Here is a 22,165-nt window from a genome sequence, read left to right as displayed (position 1 = left end):
TCGATCAGGATTCATGGCAATAAACTTCAGGGTTTTTGTGGGGCGTTTCCGGTTCAGGCGCGGTTCAGTTTCTCCGGCTTAATCTATAGCCAAGAGATGAGGAGAGAGCCTCCTCACCCATGTTAAAGATCGAGGAAGCCGAGATGAAAAAAACCACTATCGCCATTGCCACCCTGCTGCTGAGTGCATCCCTGAGCGTCAATGCAGGTTGGAAGCACCGTTACCAAGACACCGCCAAGGTGATCGATGTGGATCCGATCTACAAGACCGTGGAGATCTCCCGCCCGGAGCGGCACTGCTGGGATGAGCAGGTCTCTCACTATCGTCCAAATCGCGACAAGTCCTATACCGGAACCGTACTTGGAGGCATCGTTGGTGGTGTGGTGGGTAACCAGTTCGGCAAGGGAAAGGGCAAGGATGCGGCCACCATCGCCGGCGCACTGTTGGGCGCATCGGTTGGTCACGATGCCAGCCGCAACCGGAGTGGCCACTATGTGACCGAGACCGAGCGGCGCTGTGAAGTGATCGACTACACAGAGCAGGAGGAGCAGTTGGTGGGCTATCGTGTAAAATACCGCTACAAGGGTCAGGTCTTCACCACCCGCACCAAGAGCCATCCGGGCAAGCATATCCGGGTGCGGGTGGCGGTGACGCCGATCGATGAGTTATGAATCAAGTGTGGAAGAGCTGTCCGATACCCAAGTCGGTCAGCCTTCCCGCTGCTGGAAAGGTCCGAACTGAATGCGTGTCAGACAAATAATGTTGCCGCTCATGCTGCTGTTTGGTGGCCTGCTGTTGACCCAGGGGGTCAGTGCGCGGGGCCTGATCAGCTTGGATGAGGCGGTGAAACAGGCCAAGCGGCAGAGTGGTGGTCGGGTGATTTCCGCCGAGACCCGCGAGTACGATGGTCGTCCGGTCCACAATATCCGTATCCTCACCAACGAGGGCAAGTTGCGCCGCTATCAGATGGATGGTCGCAGCGGCCGCTTCATCAAACGCAAACCGAGACCCTGACCCCAGGAGAACCCGATGCGGGTATTGCTAGTCGAAGATGAGGCAGAATTGCGCAACCCGCTCGAGGCACGTCTGCGTCGTGAGGGTTATACGGTGGATGCGGCAGACAACGGCCGCGACGGCCTGTTCCTCGGCCGCGAGTACGGTATCGATGTGGGAATCGTCGATATCGGTCTGCCGCAGCTCTCAGGTATCGAGGTGATCCGCCAGCTGCGACAGGCCGGCAAACACTTCCCGATCCTGATCCTTACCGCGCGCGGCAACTGGCAGGACAAGGTGGAGGGGCTCGAGGCGGGGGCCGACGACTATCTGGTCAAACCCTTCCATGTCGAAGAGTTGCTGGCGCGCCTCAACGCCCTGTTGCGGCGTGCTGCAGGCTGGTCGCAGCCGTTGATCGAGTGTGGCCCGATCGAACTCAATACCCGCAGCCAGACGGTGTGTCTGCAGCAGCAACCGATTGATCTCACCGCCTACGAATACAAGGTGCTCGAATATATGATGTTGCACGCCGGTCAGGTGGTCTCCAAAAGTGAGCTGACCGAGCATATCTATGATCAGGACTGGGATCGTGACAGCAACGTGATTGAGGTATTTGTGCGTCGTCTGCGCAAGAAGCTCGATCCTGAGGCACGCTACAAGCCGATCGAAACCTTGCGCGGGCGCGGCTATCGCTTTGTCCTGAAACGCGCCGAGTCGTCGTCTGCGGAGTGATCCTGGGTGGTGCGTTTTTCGATCCATGCCCGATTGCTGGTTGTGGCCAGCCTGGTGCTGGCGGGCTTTCTCGGGCTGACCGGCCTGGTGCTAGAACAGGCCTACCGGGCGAGTGCCGAAAAGGCGATGAAGGAACGCCTCGAGAGTCAGATCTACGGCCTGCTGGCCGCCGCCGAGGAGGATCAGCAGGGTCGTCTCAGCCTGCCCAGATTGCTCTCCGATCCCCGCTTCAACCGGCCCGACTCCGGCTACTATGCCCAGGTCTCCGGTGCTGGTGGTGGGTTCAGCTGGCAATCCGCCTCGATGGTGGGGCGCCAGCTCAGCTTTCTGCAGCCGACGCCACCTGGCCAGCGGCGTTTCCACCAGCCGCAAAACGGCGACCTGCTGGCGATCAGCTTCGGTGTCTCCTGGGAGGATTTCGAGGCCAATGAGACCGACTATGTGCTGGCGGTAGCGATCGACCTGAGCCCCCATCAGCAGCAGATTGAGGCGTTTCGCAACACCCTGTTTCTCTGGCTCGGTGGCGTCTCACTGCTGCTGTTGCTGATCCAGGGCCTGGTGTTGCGCTGGGGGCTCACGCCATTGCGCACGGTGGCGGTTGAGTTGGAGGCGATCGAATCGGGTCGCAGTGAACAGCTACAGGGGCGCTACCCGCTTGAACTGACCCGCCTCACCAACAACATCAACTCCCTGATCCAGCACGCCCAAGCCCGCCAGAAACGGTTTCGTGACAGCCTGGGGGATCTGGCCCACAGTCTGAAGACGCCGCTGGCGGTGTTGCAGGGGCTGGCCGATCGGGATCCGCCGCTCTCCCCGGAGGAGCACGCCATTCTGGAGGATCAGGTGCAGCGGATGAACCAGATCGTCGCCCATCAACTGCAGCGTGCCGCTGCCTCCGGTCGCACCACACTCACTAGCGGTGTGCCGCTCAAACCGACCCTGCAGCGGCTGGCGCGCTCGCTGGATAAGGTCTATCGGGAGAAGGGGGTTGAGCGGCAGATTGAGGTAAGCGATAAGCTACTGTTCCACGGCGATGAGGGGGATCTGATGGAGATCCTCGGCAACCTGCTCGACAATGCCTGGAAGTATGGCCGTTCGCAGGTGCGGGTGGGTGCCGGGCAACGGGCGGGGCGGCTCGAGATCCATGTCGAGGATGATGGCCCCGGCATCCCCGCCGATCAGGCGCAGGCGGTGCTGATGCGCGGCAAGCGGCTTGACCAACAGCTGCCGGGGCAGGGCATCGGCCTCTCGGTGGTGCAGGATATCGTCGAGGCTTACGGTGGCACGCTAAGTCTGGCGAGCTCCACCCTGGGAGGGGCAGATGTCTCACTGAGCTTGCCGCTGGCGACAGACCGTTCAGTGTAGGAGCACCGCTAGCGGTGCGAAGATTCCACTGCAGATGTTCGCGCTGTAAGCAGCGCTCCTACTGGTTTGAGGCGCCTGCCACCAGCCGGTGAAAGTGCTCCAGTCGGATCGGGTCAATCTGCCCGGCCTCGGCGGCCTGCTTGATTGCACACTCCGGCTCCTCTTGATGGGCGCAGTCGGCGAAGCGGCAGCGCCCCAGATAGGGACGCAGCTCGACAAAACCCTGTTCTATCTGCTGCTTGCTGAGCCGGGTGAGTCGAAAGCTGCGTACCCCCGGAGAGTCGATCAGCTCGCCGCCACCGGGCAGGTTGTAGCAGGTGGCGCTGGAGGTGGTGTGCCGACCCAGTCCGGTGGCTTTCGAGAGGTGCCCGGTCTCCACCTGATGATCCGGCAGCAGCGCATTGATCAGTGATGACTTGCCGACCCCCGATTGCCCTACCAGGATGCTGCGCTGGTCGTGTAGCGCCTCGACCAGCGGGTCCAGGCCGTGTTCAAGGGTGGCGCTGACTTCTACCACCGGGTAGCCGATGCTGCGGTAACAGTCGAACTGCCTCAGAAACCTATCCCGCTCGTCGCCCTGCAGCAGATCGATCTTGTTGATCGCGATCAGCGCCGGTACGTTGATGGTCTCGGCTGTCACCAGATACTGGTCGAGCAGATAGCCGGAGGGCTCCGGCCTGGGGGCGAGCACCACTACGATCAGGCTGATATTGGCGGCCAGCGGCTTCTCCCGGCCGGCGTAGTCGGGGCGGCTCAACACACTCTCCCGCGGCAGCAGGGCGGTGACTACACCACTTTTTTCGTCGATTGCCTGCCAGACTACCCGGTCGCCACACACCGGATGGCCGATGTTCTGCCGGGTGCGGCAGTTGAAGAGCTGTCCGCTCTCGTCCACCACCATCAGCGTGGCGCCGTGGCGGATGATCACACGTCCCTCCTGGGGTGGCGCGACGTCACTCTGCGCCAGGCTCTCCGTAATCTGCTTTTCCAGCCGCTTGCGGCGCTTCTCCTGGATCGCCTGGATGCGTTCGCGCTGTCGTTGGGAGAGGCGGCGGCCCATGGTTTATTTGAACTTGTAGAAGTGCTGGTTGAGGTGGGTCGAGGCGTCGTTGATGTCGTCGTCGAACCACTTCAGCCCCAGCATCAGCTCACAGCGTTGTACCTGCTTGTACAGGCCGGGCAGGCTGGTGACACGCCGGTCGGGCCGGGTGTAGATCTCAGTGCCGTGGCACTTGTAACAGTGGGTATCGATCAGCTGTTTGCCGTTTGCCTGATCGGCGGCAGAGGCGCTGCTGGCAATTGAAAGGCATGCGAGGATGGAGGCAGGGATCAATTGTTTCATTTCCCAAAGTTCCTATGGGCTGGAGTGGTTAGCAATCTGGGCGATACGCACCGCCGCAGGCGGGTGACTGTCGTAGAACAGCGAGTAGAGCGGGTCTGGTGTCAGGGTGCTGGCGTTATCCTGATAGAGTTTGACTAGCGCCCGGATCAGCGGTTCGCTACCGCTCTGCTCCACCGCGAAGGCGTCCGCCTCAAACTCGTGACGGCGTGACAGATAGCTGCCGATTGGCGCGATGAACAGGGTGAACACCGGTGTGGCCAGCAGAAACAGCATCAGCAGCACGGCGTTGCTGGGCTGTGTCACCCCCAGCCCCTGATAGAACCAGAGCTGGCTGGAGAGCCAGCCGAGCAGCGCCAGCCCGAGCAGTGACACGCCGGACATGAGCAGCATCTGTTTGATCACATGGTGCAGCCGGAAGTGCCCCAGCTCGTGGGCCAGCACCGCCTCCATCTCCTGCGGTGCCAGAGCTTCTAGCAGGGTGTCGAAGAAGACAATGCGCTTGCTCTTGCCGAAGCCGCTGAAGTAGGCGTTGCCGTGGCTGGAGCGCTTGGAGCCATCCATCACAAAGATGCCATCGGAGTTGAAGCCGCAGCGGTGCAGCAGATCCTGCACCCGATCGCGGGTCTCGCCCGCCTCCAGTGGGGTGAAACGGTTGAACAGCGGCGCGATCAGCCGCGGATAGGCCCAGAGGATCAGCAGGGTGAAGCCGATCCAGACCGCCCATACCGCCAGCCACCAGAGGTTGCCGGCGGAAGCCATCAGCTGCAGGATCACCCACAATAGCGGCCCGCCTAGCAGTACTGCCAGCAGCAGTCCAAGCAGCCGGTCCAGGAGAAACCGCTTCGGGCTGCTGCGATTGAAGCCGAAGCGTGCCTCGATGACGAAGGTGCGCCAGAGCGCGAGCGGCAGTTCAATGAGACTGGAGATGAAAAACATTGAGAAGATCAGGCCGATGCCAGTGAGTGTCGCATCGAGTTTCAACCCCAGCCAGAATTGATTGAGCAGATTGAGACCGCCGCCCAGCGTCCAGCCGAGCAGCAGCAGGCTGCCGAGCAGGATATCGAGCCGTCCCAGCTGACCTTTGGCCTGGGTGTAGGCGGCGGCTTTTTGATGTTCATCCAGCGAGACCATCGTCGCAAAGGCCTCGGGCACCTGCTGCTGATGGGCACGCACATGCTGGAGGTGACGCTGTAGCAGCCAGAGCTGCAGCAGGGTGCCGGCGATCAGGGCGGCAAGGAAGATCGTGGTGAAGAGCGGCATCAGCGGTTTGGGGCGTTCTTTATGGATGGAGAGTCTGCTTCGGGGCCAAGAATACAGTCTCACTGGAGATCCTGCTAGAATCCTTGGCCACTTTCATGCTTCTGACAACCCCGGAAAAATCGATGCTGCAAAACCCCAATAACCTGATCTGGATCGATCTGGAGATGACCGGCCTGGACACCCTCAATGACGAGATCATCGAGATCGCCACTATCGTCACCGATTCCGATCTGAATCTGTTGGCAGAGGGGCCGGTGATCGCGATCAGCCAGCCGCAGCCGTTGTTGGACGGCATGGATGAGTGGAACCAGCGCCAGCACGGTGGCTCTGGCCTGCTCAAGCGGGTGCGTGAGAGCAGCTACAACGAGGCGAAGGCCGAGGCGGAGACAATCGCCTTTCTGGAGCAGTATGTGCCGCCTGGGGTCTCGCCCATGTGCGGCAACAGCATCTGCCAGGATCGGCGATTCATGGCCCGTACCATGCCGAAGCTGGAGGCCTATTTCCACTACCGCAATCTGGATGTGAGTTCGCTGAAGGAGCTGGTCAATCGCTGGGCGCCGGCGGTGGCGGAGGGCTTCACCAAAAACGCGCAGCATCTGGCGCTGGAGGATATCAAAGACTCGATCGCCGAGCTGAGCCACTACCGTGAGAAGTTTCTGCGCCTAAGCTGAGCCGGGCTGCGCCCGGCCTATACAGGTGCCATGTTTAAATACCGGGTTTATGCAAGTCAAAGAGGCGATTAGGCTGTCCTCCTGATGGAAAAATAGTCGATCAGTCTGAACTCAGTGTGATGCCCCTCGCGGAACGAGCTGGCCGTTTTCGCTAGCCTGCTGCCTTCTGCATCATTCAACAGAGGATATCGGATATCCATGGCACCGGATGCCTCCCACCAGCCAGACCACTTCACCCGTTGGCAGTTCGTGGTACTGCTGCTGCTCTGTCTGCTGACCCTGTTCTTCTTCAGCAGATTCAGCGCCTTCCATGGCCTTGGTCCGCAACGCCTGCACAATCCCGATTTCCACAAAGGCCTGAACGGTTGGCAGCTGCAGAGAGGGTCCGGCAGCATTGGCACGCTCGGCCCACAGCTTACGATCAGCTCCAAGCGGGGTGATAGCAATCTCGGCATCAGTCAGTGCTTTTCTGCTGATGCTTTGCCACAGCAGCTCTGGCTTGAAGTGGAGATGCGTGTTGACCGGGTCATTCCGGGCAGGCTCGACTGGCACCATGCGCGCATCGATCTGATCGGCTACGACGCCCAGGGGCGGGGCATCTACGATGGTCATGGCTTTGCTGGTAGCAGTGGCAGCCACGACTGGCGCCAACTGGAGGGGCTGTTTCAGCTGCCGCAGCAGGCAGAGCGAGTCTGTCTGGAGATATATCTCTACCACAGCCGTGGCAGTTTTGAGGTACGTAATCTCTCGCTGCGCGAGGCCGAGGCGAACTGGTTTTATCCACCCTTGCGGGGTGTGTTGCTGCTGGCTTGGGTGGTGATCGGAGTCTGGTTGCTGCATTCGTTGTTGAGCTACCAGCGTGAGGAGGGGCTCGGCTGGTGGATCTGCGGGTTGTTGCTGGTCAGCCTGCTTGGCATCTTGATGCCGCAGGAGATCAAGCTCTGGCTGGAGCTGCAGATCGAAGGGGTTGCCCGTCTGTTTGGTTTGGCGCTGCAGGCCAGCTCAAGCCGTCATCTCAATCACATCAGTCTGCTGCCGGCGCAGTGGAGCATCGCCAAGCTGGGACATCTGCTGAGTTTTTTCCTGATCAGCTCCACCCTGTTTGCGCGTGGGCGGTTTGCCCCTCTCAATCTGTTTGCTGTGCTGTTTCTGCTGGCGGTGGCCAGTGAACTGCTGCAGATGTTTGTGCCGGGGCGCAGCAGCAATCTGGCCGATGTCAGCGTCGATATGATTGGGGTGCTGCTGGGCTGGGCGCTGGTCAGTTCCCTGCGTCGTTTCTCTTTCCGCTGAGTTGTTGCTGCAGGGCCCATTCGAGATGCTCGCGCACCAGCGCTGAGGCGCTATCCATGCGCCCCTTGAGAGCAGCAACGATGGCCTCTTGCCTGGGAGCATTGCCGAGGGCGATGGCGAGGTTGCGCAGAAACGCAGCGTGGCCGATACGGCGGATCGCGGAACCCTCGGTAAGCTTCAGGAACCGCTCTTCATCCCAGCTGAACAGATCAAGCAGGATACGGCTGTCGAGGCGTTGGCGCGGCTGGAAATCGGGCTCTGTGCTGAGCTTAGCGAAGCGGTTCCAGGGGCAGGTTAGCTGGCAGTCGTCGCAGCCGTAGATGCGGTTGCCAATAGCGTGACGGAACTCCACTGGGATCGGCCCTTTCAGCTCGATGGTGAGATAGGAGATGCAGCGGCGGGCGTCGACCCGGTAGGGAGCGACGATGGCACGGGTCGGGCAGATATCGAGGCAGGCCCGGCAGGAGCCGCAGTGGTTTTTCACCGGCTGGTCGGGGGGCAGCGGCAGGTCAGTATAGAGCTCGCCGAGAAAGAACCAGGAGCCGGCTCGGCGGTTGATCAGGTTGCTGTGTTTGCCGACCCAGCCGAGCCCGGCCTTCTCCGCCAGGGGCTTCTCCAGCACCGGTGCGGAGTCGACAAACACCCGGTGGCCGAACGGGCCGATCTGCTCGCCGATGCGTTTGGCCAGCTGCTGTAGCCGTTTGCGCATCAGCTTGTGGTAGTCCCGTCCCAGGGCGTAGCGGGAGATGAAGGCGGTCGCGGGATCAGCCAGACGCTGCCGGCTCTGTGTCATCGGCTCTGGCAGATAGTTCATGCGCACGCAGATCACGCTGCGGGTGCCTGGCTCCAACAGTTGCGGACGACTGCGCTTGAGCCCATGGCGCGCCATGTAGCCCATCTCGCCGTGAAAGCCTGCGTTGAGCCACCGCTGCAGATGCGTCTCGGCGCTCTCCAGGTTGCAATCGCTGATGCCAAGCTGCTGAAAACCCAGCTCCCGGCTCCACTGCCTGATCTGTTGGACCAGTTCAGCCTGCGTTTGGTCAGATAGCATCTGTTTCATTCGTGCAACTATACCACTGGATTCTAATATAGACTTCGCGGTATGGTGCGCGACTATTTTTCGAGGGGTGTCGATGCGGGTCATGCCATATACAGAGGAGTTGCCAAACGCGCTCTATCGCGCTGAACAGGTGCGGGAGTTCGATCGGATTGCGATCGAGGAGTATGGCATCTCCGGCAGCGAACTGATGGAGCGGGCCGGCAGCCGGGCGTTTCAGCTGATTCGTGAGCTGTGGCCTGAGGTGGCGGATCTAAGCGTGGTCTGCGGCGCTGGTAACAACGGCGGCGATGGTTATGTGGTGGCGAGGCTGGCACGACAGGCCGGCCTTGCCTGCCGGGTCTTCTGGCTGGTTGATCCGGCACGGCTGCAGGGGGATGCACGGCGCATGGCCGATGCCTGGCACGCCTGCGGTGGCGAGAGCGAGCCGTTGCAGCAGTTGCCGCGGCAGACCGATCTGATCGTCGATGCGCTGCTCGGCACTGGGTTGGTGCGGCCGATCAGCGGTGAGTGGGCCGTGGCGGTGAGGCAGATCAATGCCCATCCGGCACCGGTGCTGGCGATCGATATCCCCTCCGGCTTGGATTCAGATACAGGGTGTATGCGCGGTACGGCGGTGCAGGCCGATGCCACGCTCAGCTTCATCGGGCTGAAGCAGGGGATGTTCACGGCTGACGGGCCGGGTGTCTGCGGCAAGATTCGCTTCGATGCGCTGGAGCTACCGGCGCAGATCTATGCGCGTCAGATCCTGGCGGCGCGGCGGCTCGACTATTCCAAGATCGTCCAGCATCTGACGCCGCGGCCGCGCACTGCTCACAAGGGTGATTTCGGGCGGCTGCTGGTGATCGGCGGCGACCAGGGTTACTCCGGAGCGGCGCGCATGGCCGCCGAGGCAGCGGCCCGTGGCGGCGCCGGCCTGGTGGCGGTGGCGACCCATCCGGCCCATGCGGCGACGCTGAATATTGGTCGACCCGAACTGATGTGTCACGGGGTGGCCGAACCTGACGAGCTCGAAGCGCTGCTCGAGTGGGCCGATCAGTTGGTACTTGGGCCGGGGCTGGGCCAGGGCGAGTGGGGGCGGGCGATGTTCGCTGCCGCCTGTAGCGCCGGGCTGCCGATGGTGGCCGATGCAGATGCCCTGAACCTGCTGGCAGCGCAGCCGGAGAGACGTGCCAACTGGGTGTTGACGCCCCATCCCGGTGAGGCCGCCCGCCTGCTTGGCTCGGATGTCGGTTCGGTCCAGCGGGATCGTTTTCAGGCATTGCAGGATTTGTCGCTGCGCTATGGTGGTGTTGTCATACTGAAAGGTCCGGGCAGCCTGATAGGAGATGATTCCTCCAGAAGACCGGGACTTTGCAGCGCCGGCAATCCGGGTCTGGCCAGCGGTGGCAGCGGCGATATCCTCAGCGGTCTGCTCGGGGCGCTGTTGGCGCAGGGGCTGGCGGCTCAAGATGCGGCAGAGACGGCCGTCTGTGTGCATGCGGCAGCGGCAGACCGAGCGGCAGAGGCGGGTGAGAGGGGCATGTTGGCTAGCGATCTGTTGCCGCATATCCGTCGGTTGTTGAACCCGGAGAGCGCCGATGTTGGAGCTTGAACTCACCAGCGAGCAGCAGCAGATGGCCTTTGGGGCGCAGCTTGCGGCGGCCTGCGAAGCCCCTTGCGTGATCTATCTAGAAGGTGATCTGGGTAGCGGAAAGACCACCCTGACGCGTGGTTTTATACGTGCCATGGGCCACCATGGGGCAGTGAAGAGCCCAACCTACACCCTGCTGGAACCCTATCCGCTGGGGCAGGTTGTCTGCTACCACCTGGATCTCTACCGGCTCGCGGCGGCGGATGAGTTGGAGTATCTGGGGCTGCGGGATCTGCTGGACGAGCGGGCAGTGATGCTAGTCGAGTGGCCGGAAAAGGGGCTGGGTGTGCTGCCGCCAGCAGATCTGCTGATCGAACTCAGCTATTGCGATGCAGGCAGGCGGATCCGTCTACAGGGAAAAAGCGCCAAGGGTCGGATGCTTATCCAAAGGTTTAATGGAGTTGACTGAGGCTCGAGTATTAATGAAAGAAGTTGCTCTATCCATTGGATAAGATTGGAAAAAACGAGACCGCGTGCTATTTTTTGATTAAATGTCGTGAAGCAGGACTGCTGGGGATGAATAAATCCGTATTACTGTTCATAGCCATGCTCGTATGGAGCCTGTCGCTACATGCCGGACAGAGCGTGATCAAGAGTCTGCGCATCTGGTCGGCCCCCGATCATGTGCGTCTGGTGTTTGATACCGATTCGGTGCTGCAACACAATCTGTTTACTCTGGACAAACCACATCGTCTGGTGCTCGATCTCAAGAGCGCCAAACTGGGCGTCAAATTGCCCACCCCTGAAAACGATAGCTTTATCACGGGGCTGCGCTCCGCAACCAGGGGCAAGCAGGATGTTCGGGTGGTGCTCGATCTGAAGGGGGCGGTGAAACCCAAGAGTTTCCTGCTCAAGCCAAATCGCCAGTATGGCCACCGGCTGGTGGTTGACCTCTATGAGAAAGGCAAGTCGGCGGCGAAGCGCTCGATCCCGGTCAAGGCTCTTGCGAATGCTGGGGAACGGGATGTGGTAATCGCTGTGGATGCCGGGCATGGTGGTGAGGATCCGGGTGCGCGAGGCAAACACGGCACCTATGAAAAAGATGTGGTGTTAGCGATTGCCCGCAAGCTGGTCAAGCAGATCAACCGGCGGAAAGGGATGCGCGGCGTACTGGTACGCAACGGAGACTACTATCTCGGTTTGCGCAAACGCATGAAGATTGCGCGTCGCCATCGGGCGGACCTGTTTATATCGATCCACGCCGACTCGTTCCGTGATTCCAAAGTTACCGGGGCGTCAGTCTATACCCTCTCGCGCAAAGGGGCGTCCAGTGAAGCGGCGCGCTGGCTGGCGGAAAAAGAGAATAGTGCCGACCTGATTGGTGGCGTATCATTGGATGACCGCGATGATACGCTCGCTTCGGTGCTTTTGGATCTCTCCCAGATCGGCACACTGCAGGCCAGTTCAGAGGCAGCCGATCGTGTACTGAAAAACCTTAAGCACCTTGGCAAAGTGCATAAACGTAAAGTGCAACAGGCTGGTTTTGTAGTGCTTAAGTCACCCGATATTCCGTCGATTCTGGTGGAGACAGCGTTTATCTCCAGTCCGAAGGAGGAGGGTCGTCTGAAAGATGCCGCTCACCAGAACAGGCTGGCCAAGGCTTTGGCGTCGGGTATCGACAATTACTTCCGTTTTCAGCCCCCGCCCGGCACCTGGCTGGCGGCGCATCACAATCGTGAGCCGACCCGGCATATCATCGGTCGTGGTGACACTCTGACCAAGATCGCCCGCCGATATCAGGTCAGCCTGAGCCGGCTGCGCAACTATAATGCGATCGAGGGTGACCGCATCCAGATCGGTCAGGTGCTTGAGATCCCCGGCAGCTAAACTGCTTTTTTAGATTACCAGGACGGCTCCCCGTGGCAGAATGGCGGATTATCGATCCGAGTTCTGTCCAGGGAGCTGTTTGCTGTCATCCATCATGTCGATACATACCCTTCCGACCCAACTGATCAACCAGATCGCCGCCGGTGAGGTGGTAGAGCGACCCGCTTCGGTGGCCAAGGAGTTGATCGAAAACAGCCTGGATGCCGGCGCCACCCGTATCGAGATTGAGGTTGAACAGGGGGGGATCAAGCGGATTCAGGTGCGGGACAATGGTGTCGGCATCCATAAGGATGAGCTGACTTTGGCGCTGTCACGCCATGCCACCAGCAAGATCGCCAGCCTGGATGATCTCGAACAGATCCACAGCATGGGGTTTCGCGGTGAGGCCCTGCCCAGCATTAGTTCGGTCTCCCGGCTGAAGCTGGCCTCGCTGGCCAGCGGTGCGGCGCATGGCTGGGAGGTGAGCGGGGATGGCGGCGACAATCTGCAGGCGCCGGTGCCGGCAGCGTTGCCCCAGGGAACCCGGGTCGAGGTGGTTGACCTGTTTTTCAATACGCCGGCCCGGCGCAAGTTCCTGCGCACCGAAAAGACCGAGTTTGGTCATATTGAGACCCTGGTCAGGCGGCTGGCGCTGGCCCGTTTCGATGTCGCCTTCCATCTGCAACACAATCGCCGCCAGTTGCTGAGCCTGCCTGCCTGCCAGGATCGTCGTGATCAGGAGCGGCGTATCAGTGATGTGATGGGGGGCGAGTTCCTGAAGAATGCCTTGCATATCGAACATGAGGTGCTGTCGCTGCGCCTCTCCGGCTGGGTGGCCCGGCCGAGCTTCTCCCGCAGCCAGGCTGACATGCAGTTTTTCTACGTCAATAACCGCATGGTGAGAGACAAGCTGGTGACTCATGCAATCCGCCAAGCGTTTCAGGATGTGCTCTACCACGGTCGCCATCCGGCCTATGTGCTGTTCCTCGAGATCGATCCGAGCAAGGTCGACGTCAATGTACATCCGACTAAGCATGAGGTGCGGTTTCGTGAGGGTCGCCTGGTGCACGACTTTCTGTTTCGCGGTCTGCACCATGCCTTGTCAGAGACCCGTCCCGGTGGCGGCCAGCCATCCCCGGAGGAGATGCAGACACCACTCCCGGAGGCGCCCCGCGAGCCGGCTTTGGAACAGCAGCGACTGACGATGGATACGCCGTCGGCAGCAGCTGCCTCCACCGCCTGGCGGGTGCAGGAACGTCCCAGCTCTTATCAGGCTAGCTTTCGCGCCCAGCAACCGGCGCAGAGTCCCGGGCCGGCAGCCGGCGAGAATGATGCATCGCAGCCGCTCGGTTATGCCCTGGCCCAGGTGGGCGGCGTCTACATTCTTGCAGAGAACCAGCAGGGGCTGGTGTTGGTCGACATGCATGCCGCCCATGAGCGGATCACCTACGAGCGCTTCAAACGCAGCTATGCGGGGCAGGGTGTGACCGGCCAGCCGCTGTTGGTGCCGATCTCGCTCAACCTGAGCAGTCGTGAGGTTGATTTGGCCGAGGCCCACAGCGAGCTGCTACGCGAGGTGGGTATCGAACTTAGCCGGCTAGGCAAAGAGTCGCTGGCGGTGCGGGGCATTCCGGCCCTGCTGCAGGGCGCAGATGCGGAGCAGCTGGTGCGGGATGTGATCACCGACCTGGTGGAGTTCGGTGAGAGCCGGCGGGTGCAGGAGGAGATCGACAAGATGTTGGCGACCATGGCATGTCATGGTTCGGTGCGGGCCAATCGCCGCCTGAACCGGGAGGAGATGAACAGTCTGTTGCGGGATATGGAGCGAACCGAGCGGGCCGACCAGTGTAACCACGGTCGGCCGACCTGGGTGCAGCTGTCGATGAGTGAGCTCGACAAGCTCTTCATGCGGGGCCAATAGTGATGGATCAAGTGCTGCCGCCGGCGATCTTCCTGATGGGGCCAACTGCTTCGGGCAAGACCGAGCTGGCGGTGGAGCTGGTACAGCGGTTGCCGCTGGAGATCATCAGTGTCGACTCGGCGCTGGTCTACCGGGGCATGGATATAGGCACTGCCAAGCCTGATGCCGAGTTGCTGCAGCGGGCGCCGCATCGTCTGATCGATATTGTCGATCCGGTTGAGGTCTACTCCGCCGCCGCATTCCGCCAGGACGCGCTGCAAGCGATGGCCGAGATCACCGAGGCGGGCAATATCCCGCTGCTGGTGGGGGGCAGCATGCTCTATTTTCGTGCGCTCGAGCATGGCCTGGCAGAGCTACCTGCCGCCGACCCTGTGCTGCGTGCCCGACTGGATGCAGAGATGCGCGTCCTGGGTATCCAAAAACTGCATCAACGTCTGCAGCAGCTGGATGCGGTGAGTGCAGCGAAGATCCACCCCAATGATCCGCAACGTGTGCTGCGTGCCCTGGAGGTGATCTCGATCACCGGTAGGCCGCTGAGTGAACTGCAGGCGGAGCGGCAGGCAGAGCCACTGCCTTTCCGTCTGCTGAAACTGGTCAGGGCGCCGCGTGAGCGGGCACAGCTGCATCAGCGTATCGCGCTGCGCTTTCAGCGCATGCTGGAGGCGGGCTTTGAACAGGAGGTGGCCGGCCTAATCGGACGCGGGGATCTGAGCCCGGAACTTCCGTCGATGCGCTCTGTCGGATATCGCCAGATGATCAAATATCTCCAGGGTGAGTGCAGCCGGGAGGAGATGATCGAACGGGGCATCATCGCCACCCGGCAACTGGCCAAACGCCAGTTTACCTGGCTGCGGGCCGACAAAGAGCTTATATGGCTCGATGAAGAGGTGCCTGATCTGCTGGGGCAGGCTCGGGAACTGATCGTGAATTTCATCGATCACGGAGCTAACTGAGCCGATTACCTCGCTATTATTCCGGAGACAATTTGCCGACTGCCGTTGGTCTCTGTGCTACAATTCCGACAGTACTGGGGGGTGATTTCAATGAATTCACTCAAAATCGAGCGTCCCGGTTAAGTGAACAAAGACAATAAGGAGTACTTCAATGTCTAAAGGGCAGAGCTTACAAGACCCTTTTTTGAACGCGTTGCGAAAGGAGCGGATTCCGGTTTCGATCTTCCTCGTGAATGGAATCAAGCTTCAGGGGCAGATTGAATCTTTTGACCAGTTTGTTGTGTTGTTGAAAAACAGCGTAAGCCAGATGGTTTACAAACATGCAATCTCCACTGTGGTGCCGGCGCGCAATGTTCGCCTGCCACACAACGATACATCGGCGGATAGTGCTCCGGATTCTTCCGGCGGTAACTTCTGAGCCGATCATTCATAGCTTGCGCGCCATTGGGTCGGGACATGTCTGTTCTGGCTTGGGCGCGAATTTCTTTATTCCCTCCCCCAACTCTTGCCAATCCTTAAATGTTTGAACGACCCAAATCGGGTGAACGGGCGATCCTGGTACATCTCGACCTAGGGCGTGTCAGCGACCCGGAAGAGATCGAGGAATTTTCCGATCTCGCTCTCTCCGCTGGTGCACAGCCGGTTGCGATGGTGGGGGGCAGCCGCTCCCATCCCGACCCACGGCTGTTTGTCGGACGTGGTAAGAGCGAGGAAATTCGCCAGCAGGTGGAGGCGGAAGCGGCTGAACTGGTGATCTTCGATCATACTCTGTCGCCGAGTCAGGAGCGCAATCTGGAGCGCGAGTTCAAATGCCGGGTGATCGACCGCACCGGACTGATCCTCGATATCTTCGCCCAGCGCGCCCGCTCCTTCGAGGGCAAACTCCAAGTCGAACTGGCGCAGCTGCGCCATCTCTCCACCCGCCTGGTGCGGGGCTGGACACACTTGGAGCGACAGAAGGGCGGTATCGGCCTGCGCGGACCAGGCGAGACTCAACTCGAGACTGACCGCCGCCTGCTGAATCAGCGCATCGAACAGATCCGCAAACGGCTGGCGAAGGTCGAGATGCAGCGCGAGCAGGGGCGACGCAGCCGGGCCAAGGCGGATGTGCCGACGGTCTCCCTAGTCGGCTATACTAACGCAGGCAAATCGACCCTCTTCAACACCCTGGTGGGCTCCGGGGTCTACGTGGCAGACCAACTCTTTGCCACCCTTGATCCAACCCTGCGCCGGCTGCAGCTGAAAGGCGAAGGTGCGGTGGTACTGGCCGATACCGTGGGATTTATCAGCAAACTCCCCCACGATCTGGTGGCAGCCTTTAAGTCGACTCTGCAGGAGACCACAGAGGCCTCCCTGCTGCTGCACGTGATCGATGTCGCCAGTCATCAGCGCGAACACTGCATCGCTGAAGTGAACGATGTGTTGCAACAGATCGGTGCCCATGAGATCGATCAGATCGAGATCTACAACAAGATCGACCTGCAGGAAGGGGCCGCGTCGCGGCTCGAACGTGATGAGAATGGACGGATTCGCCGTGTCTGGCTCTCGGCAAGGAGCGGTGAGGGGATCGGATTGCTGCGGCAGGCACTGACTGAATTTTTTCGTAGAAACCATGTGCAAAAAGGGGTGCGCCTGCAGGCCGGAGATGGGAGACTGCGTTCACTGCTCTACAATCGTAGTGACGTGCTGGCCGACACTGGCTGCGATGATGGTGGCTGGGAGATGCAGGTCGACATGGCGGAGCTTGAGTTTGAACGGCTGCTAAAAGAGGTGCCTGAACTAAAGGGGCGCCTGATAGGCTGAAGATATTCCGTTCCCCTCCATCTAAGGGGCTGTTAGAATGCCAGCCCTTATTATTTACAGGGGAGAGCCGGTGGCGTGAGGCCTTTGGCTCTCCAGTATGAGGTCAGGCTCTGGCTGATCATCCGGAATCGTGGCGGATGGCGTGCGAGTTTTGATACAAACAATTCTGGGTTGCGCCCGGATTTCAGCGTGTTGGGAGTGATAGATGGCCTGGAATGAACCGGGTGGCGGTAATCAAGACCCCTGGGGTGGCAAAGGCGGCGGTGACCAGGGTCCCCCCGACCTGGACGAGGTAGTGAAGAAGCTGCAGGCGAAGTTTGGCGGAATCTTTGGGGGCGGTAAATCCTCAGGTTCCGACCGCGCTGGCGGCGGTGCCAGCGGTGGGCCTGGTGCTGTCGGCGTCGGGCTGATCGCGCTGGTTGCCCTGTTGGTCTGGATCGGTTCCGGCATCTACATTATCGAGCCAGCTGAGCGCGGCGTGGTGTTGCGCTTCGGCGCCTATGCTGATACCACCCAGCCAGGCCCTCACTGGCATCTTCCGTTTCCCATCGAAAATGTCTACAAGGTCAATGTTGATCAGATCTCCTCGTTTCCCCACAAGGCACAGATGCTTACCCGGGATGAGAATATCGTCGATGTGCAGCTGACGGTGCAGTCTCGCATCCAGGATGCTGGGGACTATCTGTTCCAGGATCAGAATCCGGAGAAGACCCTGCGAGATGCGGTTGAGACCGCGGTGCGTGAGATTATCGGTAAAAGTAACCTCGACTTCATTCTCACCGAGGGCCGTAGTGCGATTTCCGACCGTATCAAGAGTGCCGCGCAAGATATGGTCAACAATTATAAGACCGGCCTCGAGATCACCAGTGTCAACATTGAGGCTGCGAAGCCGCCGGAGCAGGTCAAAGCGGCCTTCGATGACGCCATCAAGGCGCGTGAGGACAAGGAGCGTCAAGAGAACCAGGCCGAAGCCTATGCCAACGAGGTGGTGCCGAGGGCGCGTGGTGCGGCAGCCCGTCAGCTGTCGGATGCCCAGGCTTATCGCGAGCGGGTGATTGCCGAGGCGATCGGTGAAAGCAGCCGTTTCCTGGCCGTGCTTGGGGAGTATAAAAAGGCCCCGCAGGTCACCCGTGAACGTCTCTATATCGATGCGGTGGAGCAGATGTTGTCACAGACCAGCAAGGTGATGCTCGACAGTGAAGGGAGTAACAGCCTGATGTATCTGCCGCTCGACAAGATCATCCAGAGTGCTGGCGACGGGGCTGCTGCACCTCAGTACAAGCCTTACAAACCTGCCGCCACACAGGCGCCGCCGGCTAGGCGGGATGTCCGCGAAAACAGCCGTGGCAGGAGGGTCCGCTAGTGAAGAACATCAAGATACTGCTGCCCGCCGCCGCCGGCTTGGCGGTCCTGATCTACGCCTTTACGTTCACTGTCAACCAGTGGGAGATGGCGCTCAAGCTGCGCCTGGGTGAGATCATCGACAGTGATTACGAGCCCGGCCTGCACTGGCGGGTGCCGATTCTCAACGACGTGAAGAAGTACGATGGACGCATCCAGACCCTGGATGCGCGCCCCGAGCGCTTCCTCACCCTTGAGAAAAAGGACGTGATCGTCGACTCTTACGCCAAGTGGCGTATCGCCAACGTGGCACAATTCTATCGCTCCACCGGCGGTAGTGATGCCAAGACCTCGCGGTTACTGGCGGCGCGGATCAATACCAGTCTGCGCAATGAGTTTGGTAAACGCACCATCCAAGAGGTCATCTCCGGTGATCGCACCGAGATCATGTCCCTGCTGACCAAAGATGCCGACGCCAAGGCATCAGAATTGGGTGTCGAGGTAATCGATGTGCGGGTCAAGCAGATTGATCTACCGCCGGAGGTTTCCGAATCGGTTTACGGCCGTATGAGTGCCGAGCGTGAGCGGGTGGCGCGGGACCTGCGTGCCAAAGGCGCTGAGGCGGCGGAGCGGATCCGCGCCGACGCCGATCGCCAGCAAGTAGTCATTCAGGCCGACGCCTATAGAGAGTCGGAGAAGCTGCGAGGCGAGGGCGATGCCAAGGCGGCGCGGATCTACGCCAATGCCTATCAGGCAGACGCTGAGTTCTATGCCTTCTATCGCAGCCTCAACGCCTATCGCAACAGCTTTAATAGCCGTGCTGATGTGATGGTGTTGCAACCTGACTCCGACTTCTTCCGCTATCTGAAGAGTCAAAAGGGGAAATAGACAAGCGTCGGACGCTTTGGGAAAATATGCAGCGGCCCGCCATCTGGCGGGCCTAACACAGGCCGGGAGTACCCGGTTTTTTTATGGGGCCACTGAATCAATCGGCATGAGCTGAATTGTGGAGCCGGATCATCCGCTGCAAGGTGGAAATCGCAGGTAATGGCCGCGCTATTGCCAGGATTTTGCCCCTAGGAAATGCCCTTTGGGTACAACGCAGCAGTGGTTGGTTTGGGAACAAGGCAGCCGCGCGCGATCTGTTCAAAGGTTCCTCGATAAAAGGTGCGACTGTGGATTATTTGTGGCCGGCACTCGCGTTGCTGCTGGTGCTTGAAGGGCTCTGGCCCTCCCTCGCTCCCGCAAGCATGCGCCGGATGTTGTTAAGTATTGCGCAGATGGATGACCGCTCGCTGCGCATCAGCGGCCTGATCAGTATATTCAGTGGTCTGGCCCTCTCTTTCTTCGTGATATGAGCGATCCAATGCAAAACGAAAGCTGGATACTGCCTGACGGCATCGAAGAGGTGCTTCCGCCGGAAGCGGCGCTGGTTGAACGGCGGCGCAGGCAACTGCTGGACCTGTTTGCCAGCTGGGGTTACGACTACGTGATCCCGCCGTTTGTGGAGTTTCTCGATGCCCTGCTCACCGGAACCGGCAGTGACCTCGATCTGCAGACCTTTAAGCTGACCGATCAGCTGAGCGGTCGCACTCTGGGTATCCGTGCCGACATCACCCCCCAGGCGGCGCGCATGGATGCCCACAACATCGGTCGCGATGAACCGACCCGCCTCTGCTATCTCGGCAGCGTGCTGCATACCCGCTCCGACGGTTTTGCCGGCAGCCGCAGTCCGCTGCAGATCGGCGCCGAACTCTATGGCCACGCCGGGGTGGAGAGCGACGTCGAGATTCTGCGTCTGATGATGCAGACCCTCGAGCTGACCGGCCTCGAAGAGGTCTATCTCGACCTGGGGCATGTGGGGATCTACCGTGGATTGGCGCAACAGGCTGGGCTGAGCGAGAGCCAGGAGCGGGCACTGTTTGACGCTCTGCAGCGCAAGGCGCTGCCCGAGGTGGCGGAATTGCTGGCTGATTTCCAGGTGGATGCAGAAGTCGCTGCGATGCTCGCGGCGCTCGGCGAACTGAATGGCGATGTTACCCTCCTGAGTCGCGCCCGGCACCTGCTCAAAGCTGCCGACCAGTCGGTGCAGCAGGCGCTCGACTATCTACAGCGCATGGCCGATCAGATCGCCATCTGGCTGCCGCAACTGCCGATCCATTTCGACTTAGCGGAACTGCGCGGCTACCACTTCCACACTGGGGTGGTATTCGCCGCCTTCGTGCCTGGTAGTGGCAGGGAGATAGCTCGCGGCGGTCGCTACGACCGGATCGGCAAGGTGTTTGGTCGAGCGCGCCCGGCCACCGGCTTCTCCACCGACCTGAAGACCCTGATCCGCCTGGGCAACTCTGCAGATGTGCCACAGCCAGAGGCGATCTTCGCCCCCTGGTCTGATGATCCGGCGCTGGCGGCCGAGGTAGAGCGGTTGCGTGTCGCAGGGCAGCGGGTGATCAGCGGTCTGCCGGGACAACAGGGTGGTGCGCAAGAGATGGGTTGCATCCAAGAGTTGCGGCTCAGTGACGGTCAGTGGCGGCTGGTTAGACTCTAGGCTGGTCCCGCGCAGGGTTAGCGCCAGCTTTCCAAATTTTAACAAAAACGGGTATAAAAGCCCCTCAATCGATCCAATGAGAACTGAGAGCATGGGAAAGAACGTCGTAGTTATCGGTACCCAGTGGGGTGATGAAGGCAAAGGCAAGGTTGTCGACCTACTGACCGACAAGGCATCCGCCGTAGTTCGTTTTCAGGGCGGTCACAATGCGGGCCACACCCTGGTGATCGATGGCGAGCAGACTGTGCTGCACCTGATTCCTTCCGGTGTGCTGCGCGAGGGTGTGCGTTGCCTGATCGGCAACGGTGTGGTGCTCTCACCTGTGGCGCTGCTGGAAGAGCTGGAGATGCTGGAGAAAGCTGGCGTGCCAGCCCGTGAGCGCATGGGTATCTCCGAGTCCTGCCCGCTGATCCTGCCCTACCATATCGCCCTCGACGGTGCCCGTGAAAAGGCCCGCGGCAAGAAGGCGATCGGCACCACCGGGCGTGGTATCGGCCCGGCCTATGAGGACAAGGTCTCGCGCCGCGGTATCCGCCTGGGTGAGATCTTCGACGAGGCGCACATCGCCAGCCGCCTGAAAGAGGTGATGGACTACCATAACTTTGCGCTGAAGAATCTCTTCAACTTCGACACCGTGGACTATCAGCAGGTGCTGGATCAGCTGCTGGCCCAGTCCGAGCAGCTCAAGCCGCTGGTTGAAGATGTCACCGGTACCCTGCATCAGCTGCGCCGCGCGGGCAAGAGCGTGATGTTCGAGGGCGCGCAGGGTGCGCTGCTCGACATCGATCACGGTACCTACCCCTATGTGACCTCCTCCAACACCACCGCCGGCGGCGCTGCTTCCGGTAGCGGTGTCGGGCCACGCTACCTCGATTATGTGCTGGGCATCGTCAAGGCGTACACCACCCGAGTCGGCGCCGGGCCTTTCCCCACCGAGCTGTTCGATGAGGATGGCGAGCACCTGGGGGTCAAGGGCCACGAGTTTGGCGCCACCACCGGCCGCAAGCGCCGTTGTGGCTGGCTCGATGTGGTGGCGCTGAATCGCTCTCTCGATATCAACAGCGTCAGCGGTATCTGTATCACCAAGCTCGACGTGCTCGACGGCATGGAGCGGGTGAAGATCTGTGTTGCCTACAAGCTCGATGGCAAGGAAGTGACTACCCCGCCGGTGGGCGCCGACCGCTTCGAGCAGTGCGAGCCGATCTTCATCGAGATGCCCGGTTGGCAGGAGTCCACGGTTGGTGCCGTCAGCTACGACGCGCTGCCACAGGCGGCTCGCAACTATTTGGCGAAGGTCGAGGAGCTGACCGAGACCCCCATCGACATCATCTCCACCGGACCGGATCGCAACCAGACCATCATCCGTCGTAACCCCTACGAGGTCTGAGTGAGACAGCCTGCCACGGCAGCTTCGGTTGCCGTGGCGATTGGCTAGACCGCAGCTCGGTTT

22 protein-coding genes are annotated in these 22,165 nt (G+C 60.5%); 18 read left to right on the top strand and 4 right to left on the bottom strand.

All coding sequences use genetic code 11. The features are described 5' to 3' along the window. Positions 1-119 precede the first annotated feature (119 nt). The 4 genes from L0Y14_RS10165 to L0Y14_RS10150 all read left to right on the top strand — a co-directional run bounded on the left by L0Y14_RS10165 (position 120) and on the right by L0Y14_RS10150 (position 3,090). On the top strand, positions 120-671 hold the full coding sequence (locus tag L0Y14_RS10165; protein WP_005961367.1) for a glycine zipper 2TM domain-containing protein: 552 nt from the start codon (positions 120-122) through the stop codon (positions 669-671). Between the two features lie 70 nt (positions 672-741). After that, on the top strand, positions 742-1,014 hold the full coding sequence (locus L0Y14_RS10160) for a PepSY domain-containing protein (RefSeq protein ID WP_005961366.1): 273 nt from the start codon (positions 742-744) through the stop codon (positions 1,012-1,014). A 15-nt stretch (positions 1,015-1,029) separates the two neighbouring features. After that, entirely contained in the window at positions 1,030-1,725 is a 696-nt protein-coding gene (locus L0Y14_RS10155) for a response regulator transcription factor (RefSeq protein ID WP_005961365.1), read from the top strand. A gap of 6 nt (positions 1,726-1,731) precedes the next feature. Beyond that, entirely contained in the window at positions 1,732-3,090 is a 1,359-nt protein-coding gene (locus L0Y14_RS10150; RefSeq protein ID WP_005961364.1) for an ATP-binding protein, read from the top strand. A gap of 58 nt (positions 3,091-3,148) precedes the next feature. On the opposite strand, the gene rsgA is transcribed toward L0Y14_RS10150, so the two are convergent. From rsgA to L0Y14_RS10135, 3 genes are read right to left on the bottom strand one after another with little or no spacing between them, the layout of a single operon-like run. Beyond that, positions 3,149-4,150, bottom strand: coding sequence for a small ribosomal subunit biogenesis GTPase RsgA (rsgA, locus tag L0Y14_RS10145; RefSeq protein ID WP_006475538.1), 1,002 nt, complete (start codon positions 4,148-4,150; stop codon positions 3,149-3,151). A 3-nt stretch (positions 4,151-4,153) separates the two neighbouring features. Beyond that, the gene (locus L0Y14_RS10140; protein WP_006475539.1) at positions 4,154-4,432 is read right to left on the bottom strand and encodes a hypothetical protein; all 279 of its coding nucleotides are present in this window, start codon (positions 4,430-4,432) and stop codon (positions 4,154-4,156) included. Between the two features lie 12 nt (positions 4,433-4,444). Next, positions 4,445-5,755, bottom strand: coding sequence for a M48 family metallopeptidase (locus L0Y14_RS10135; RefSeq protein WP_005961361.1), 1,311 nt, complete (start codon positions 5,753-5,755; stop codon positions 4,445-4,447). 59 nt (positions 5,756-5,814) lie between these two features. On the opposite strand from L0Y14_RS10135, the gene orn reads away from it, so the two are divergent. Together orn and L0Y14_RS10125 are read left to right on the top strand one after the other, a co-directional pair. Continuing rightward, a complete protein-coding gene (orn, locus tag L0Y14_RS10130) occupies positions 5,815-6,363 on the top strand; it encodes an oligoribonuclease (RefSeq protein WP_005961360.1) in 549 nt (182 codons plus the stop codon). A 198-nt stretch (positions 6,364-6,561) separates the two neighbouring features. Continuing rightward, positions 6,562-7,653, top strand: a complete 1,092-nt coding sequence (locus tag L0Y14_RS10125; protein ID WP_005961359.1) for a VanZ family protein — start codon at positions 6,562-6,564, stop codon at positions 7,651-7,653. On the opposite strand, the gene queG is transcribed toward L0Y14_RS10125, so the two are convergent. Then, a complete protein-coding gene (gene queG, locus L0Y14_RS10120) occupies positions 7,622-8,713 on the bottom strand; it encodes a tRNA epoxyqueuosine(34) reductase QueG (protein WP_040819964.1) in 1,092 nt (363 codons plus the stop codon). The two genes, L0Y14_RS10125 and queG, sit on opposite strands and share 32 nt — an antisense overlap. Before the next feature lie 82 nt (positions 8,714-8,795). Between queG and L0Y14_RS10115 the strand changes: the two genes are divergently transcribed. The 12 genes from L0Y14_RS10115 to L0Y14_RS10060 all read left to right on the top strand — a co-directional run bounded on the left by L0Y14_RS10115 (position 8,796) and on the right by L0Y14_RS10060 (position 22,102). Continuing rightward, entirely contained in the window at positions 8,796-10,304 is a 1,509-nt protein-coding gene (locus tag L0Y14_RS10115; protein WP_251859185.1) for an NAD(P)H-hydrate dehydratase, read from the top strand. Further along, positions 10,291-10,752, top strand: a complete 462-nt coding sequence (gene tsaE / locus L0Y14_RS10110) for a tRNA (adenosine(37)-N6)-threonylcarbamoyltransferase complex ATPase subunit type 1 TsaE (RefSeq protein ID WP_006475686.1) — start codon at positions 10,291-10,293, stop codon at positions 10,750-10,752. Before L0Y14_RS10115 ends, tsaE begins: the two co-directional genes overlap by 14 nt. 107 nt (positions 10,753-10,859) lie before the next feature. Further along, positions 10,860-12,170: an N-acetylmuramoyl-L-alanine amidase gene (locus L0Y14_RS10105; RefSeq protein WP_305790603.1), complete on the top strand. Its 1,311-nt coding sequence runs from the start codon at positions 10,860-10,862 to the stop codon at positions 12,168-12,170. A 94-nt stretch (positions 12,171-12,264) separates the two neighbouring features. Next, entirely contained in the window at positions 12,265-14,070 is a 1,806-nt protein-coding gene (gene mutL, locus L0Y14_RS10100; RefSeq protein WP_039959989.1) for a DNA mismatch repair endonuclease MutL, read from the top strand. Between the two features lie 2 nt (positions 14,071-14,072). Then, positions 14,073-15,023, top strand: coding sequence for a tRNA (adenosine(37)-N6)-dimethylallyltransferase MiaA (gene miaA / locus L0Y14_RS10095; protein ID WP_006475683.1), 951 nt, complete (start codon positions 14,073-14,075; stop codon positions 15,021-15,023). A 151-nt stretch (positions 15,024-15,174) separates the two neighbouring features. After that, complete coding sequence (gene hfq / locus L0Y14_RS10090; RefSeq protein ID WP_005961352.1) at positions 15,175-15,441, top strand: RNA chaperone Hfq; 267 nt, start codon at positions 15,175-15,177, stop codon at positions 15,439-15,441. 101 nt (positions 15,442-15,542) lie between these two features. Next, complete coding sequence (gene hflX, locus L0Y14_RS10085) at positions 15,543-16,826, top strand: ribosome rescue GTPase HflX (RefSeq protein WP_005961351.1); 1,284 nt, start codon at positions 15,543-15,545, stop codon at positions 16,824-16,826. Positions 16,827-17,031: 205 nt separating this feature from the next. Continuing rightward, positions 17,032-18,189 (top strand): FtsH protease activity modulator HflK, encoded by a 1,158-nt coding sequence (hflK, locus tag L0Y14_RS10080; protein WP_005961350.1) that lies wholly within the window; start codon positions 17,032-17,034, stop codon positions 18,187-18,189. After that, positions 18,189-19,055, top strand: a complete 867-nt coding sequence (hflC, locus tag L0Y14_RS10075) for a protease modulator HflC (RefSeq protein WP_005961349.1) — start codon at positions 18,189-18,191, stop codon at positions 19,053-19,055. The genes hflK and hflC overlap by 1 nt, the downstream gene beginning before the upstream one ends. 116 nt (positions 19,056-19,171) lie before the next feature. Then, positions 19,172-19,525, top strand: a complete 354-nt coding sequence (locus L0Y14_RS16490) for a DUF2065 domain-containing protein (protein WP_305790602.1) — start codon at positions 19,172-19,174, stop codon at positions 19,523-19,525. Between the two features lie 8 nt (positions 19,526-19,533). Continuing rightward, positions 19,534-20,715 (top strand): ATP phosphoribosyltransferase regulatory subunit, encoded by a 1,182-nt coding sequence (locus L0Y14_RS10065; protein WP_006475681.1) that lies wholly within the window; start codon positions 19,534-19,536, stop codon positions 20,713-20,715. 91 nt (positions 20,716-20,806) lie between these two features. Next, on the top strand, positions 20,807-22,102 hold the full coding sequence (locus L0Y14_RS10060; RefSeq protein WP_006475680.1) for an adenylosuccinate synthase: 1,296 nt from the start codon (positions 20,807-20,809) through the stop codon (positions 22,100-22,102). Positions 22,103-22,165: the final 63 nt, after the last annotated feature.

It is taken from the genome of Candidatus Endoriftia persephonae (assembly GCF_023733635.1).
GTDB lineage: Bacteria > Pseudomonadota > Gammaproteobacteria > Chromatiales > Chromatiaceae > Endoriftia > Endoriftia persephonae.
The sequence above is the reverse complement of the archived record's forward strand: the minus strand, read 5'-3'. Positions and strand labels throughout refer to the sequence as shown.

Coding starts and splice junctions, on each gene's coding strand:
- L0Y14_RS10165 (WP_005961367.1), top strand. CDS start 120: ATGTTAAAGATCGAGGAAGCCGAGATGAAAAAAACCACTATCGCCATT.
- L0Y14_RS10160 (WP_005961366.1), top strand. CDS start 742: ATGCGTGTCAGACAAATAATGTTGCCGCTCATGCTGCTGTTTGGTGGC.
- L0Y14_RS10155 (WP_005961365.1), top strand. CDS start 1,030: ATGCGGGTATTGCTAGTCGAAGATGAGGCAGAATTGCGCAACCCGCTC.
- rsgA (WP_006475538.1), bottom strand. CDS start 4,150: ATGGGCCGCCGCCTCTCCCAACGACAGCGCGAACGCATCCAGGCGATC.
- L0Y14_RS10140 (WP_006475539.1), bottom strand. CDS start 4,432: ATGAAACAATTGATCCCTGCCTCCATCCTCGCATGCCTTTCAATTGCC.
- orn (WP_005961360.1), top strand. CDS start 5,815: ATGCTGCAAAACCCCAATAACCTGATCTGGATCGATCTGGAGATGACC.
- L0Y14_RS10125 (WP_005961359.1), top strand. CDS start 6,562: ATGGCACCGGATGCCTCCCACCAGCCAGACCACTTCACCCGTTGGCAG.
- queG (WP_040819964.1), bottom strand. CDS start 8,713: ATGAAACAGATGCTATCTGACCAAACGCAGGCTGAACTGGTCCAACAG.
- L0Y14_RS10115 (WP_251859185.1), top strand. CDS start 8,796: ATGCCATATACAGAGGAGTTGCCAAACGCGCTCTATCGCGCTGAACAG.
- tsaE (WP_006475686.1), top strand. CDS start 10,291: ATGTTGGAGCTTGAACTCACCAGCGAGCAGCAGCAGATGGCCTTTGGG.
- L0Y14_RS10105 (WP_305790603.1), top strand. CDS start 10,860: ATGAATAAATCCGTATTACTGTTCATAGCCATGCTCGTATGGAGCCTG.
- mutL (WP_039959989.1), top strand. CDS start 12,265: ATGTCGATACATACCCTTCCGACCCAACTGATCAACCAGATCGCCGCC.
- miaA (WP_006475683.1), top strand. CDS start 14,073: ATGGATCAAGTGCTGCCGCCGGCGATCTTCCTGATGGGGCCAACTGCT.
- hfq (WP_005961352.1), top strand. CDS start 15,175: ATGTCTAAAGGGCAGAGCTTACAAGACCCTTTTTTGAACGCGTTGCGA.
- hflX (WP_005961351.1), top strand. CDS start 15,543: ATGTTTGAACGACCCAAATCGGGTGAACGGGCGATCCTGGTACATCTC.
- hflK (WP_005961350.1), top strand. CDS start 17,032: ATGGCCTGGAATGAACCGGGTGGCGGTAATCAAGACCCCTGGGGTGGC.
- L0Y14_RS10065 (WP_006475681.1), top strand. CDS start 19,534: ATGCAAAACGAAAGCTGGATACTGCCTGACGGCATCGAAGAGGTGCTT.
- L0Y14_RS10060 (WP_006475680.1), top strand. CDS start 20,807: ATGGGAAAGAACGTCGTAGTTATCGGTACCCAGTGGGGTGATGAAGGC.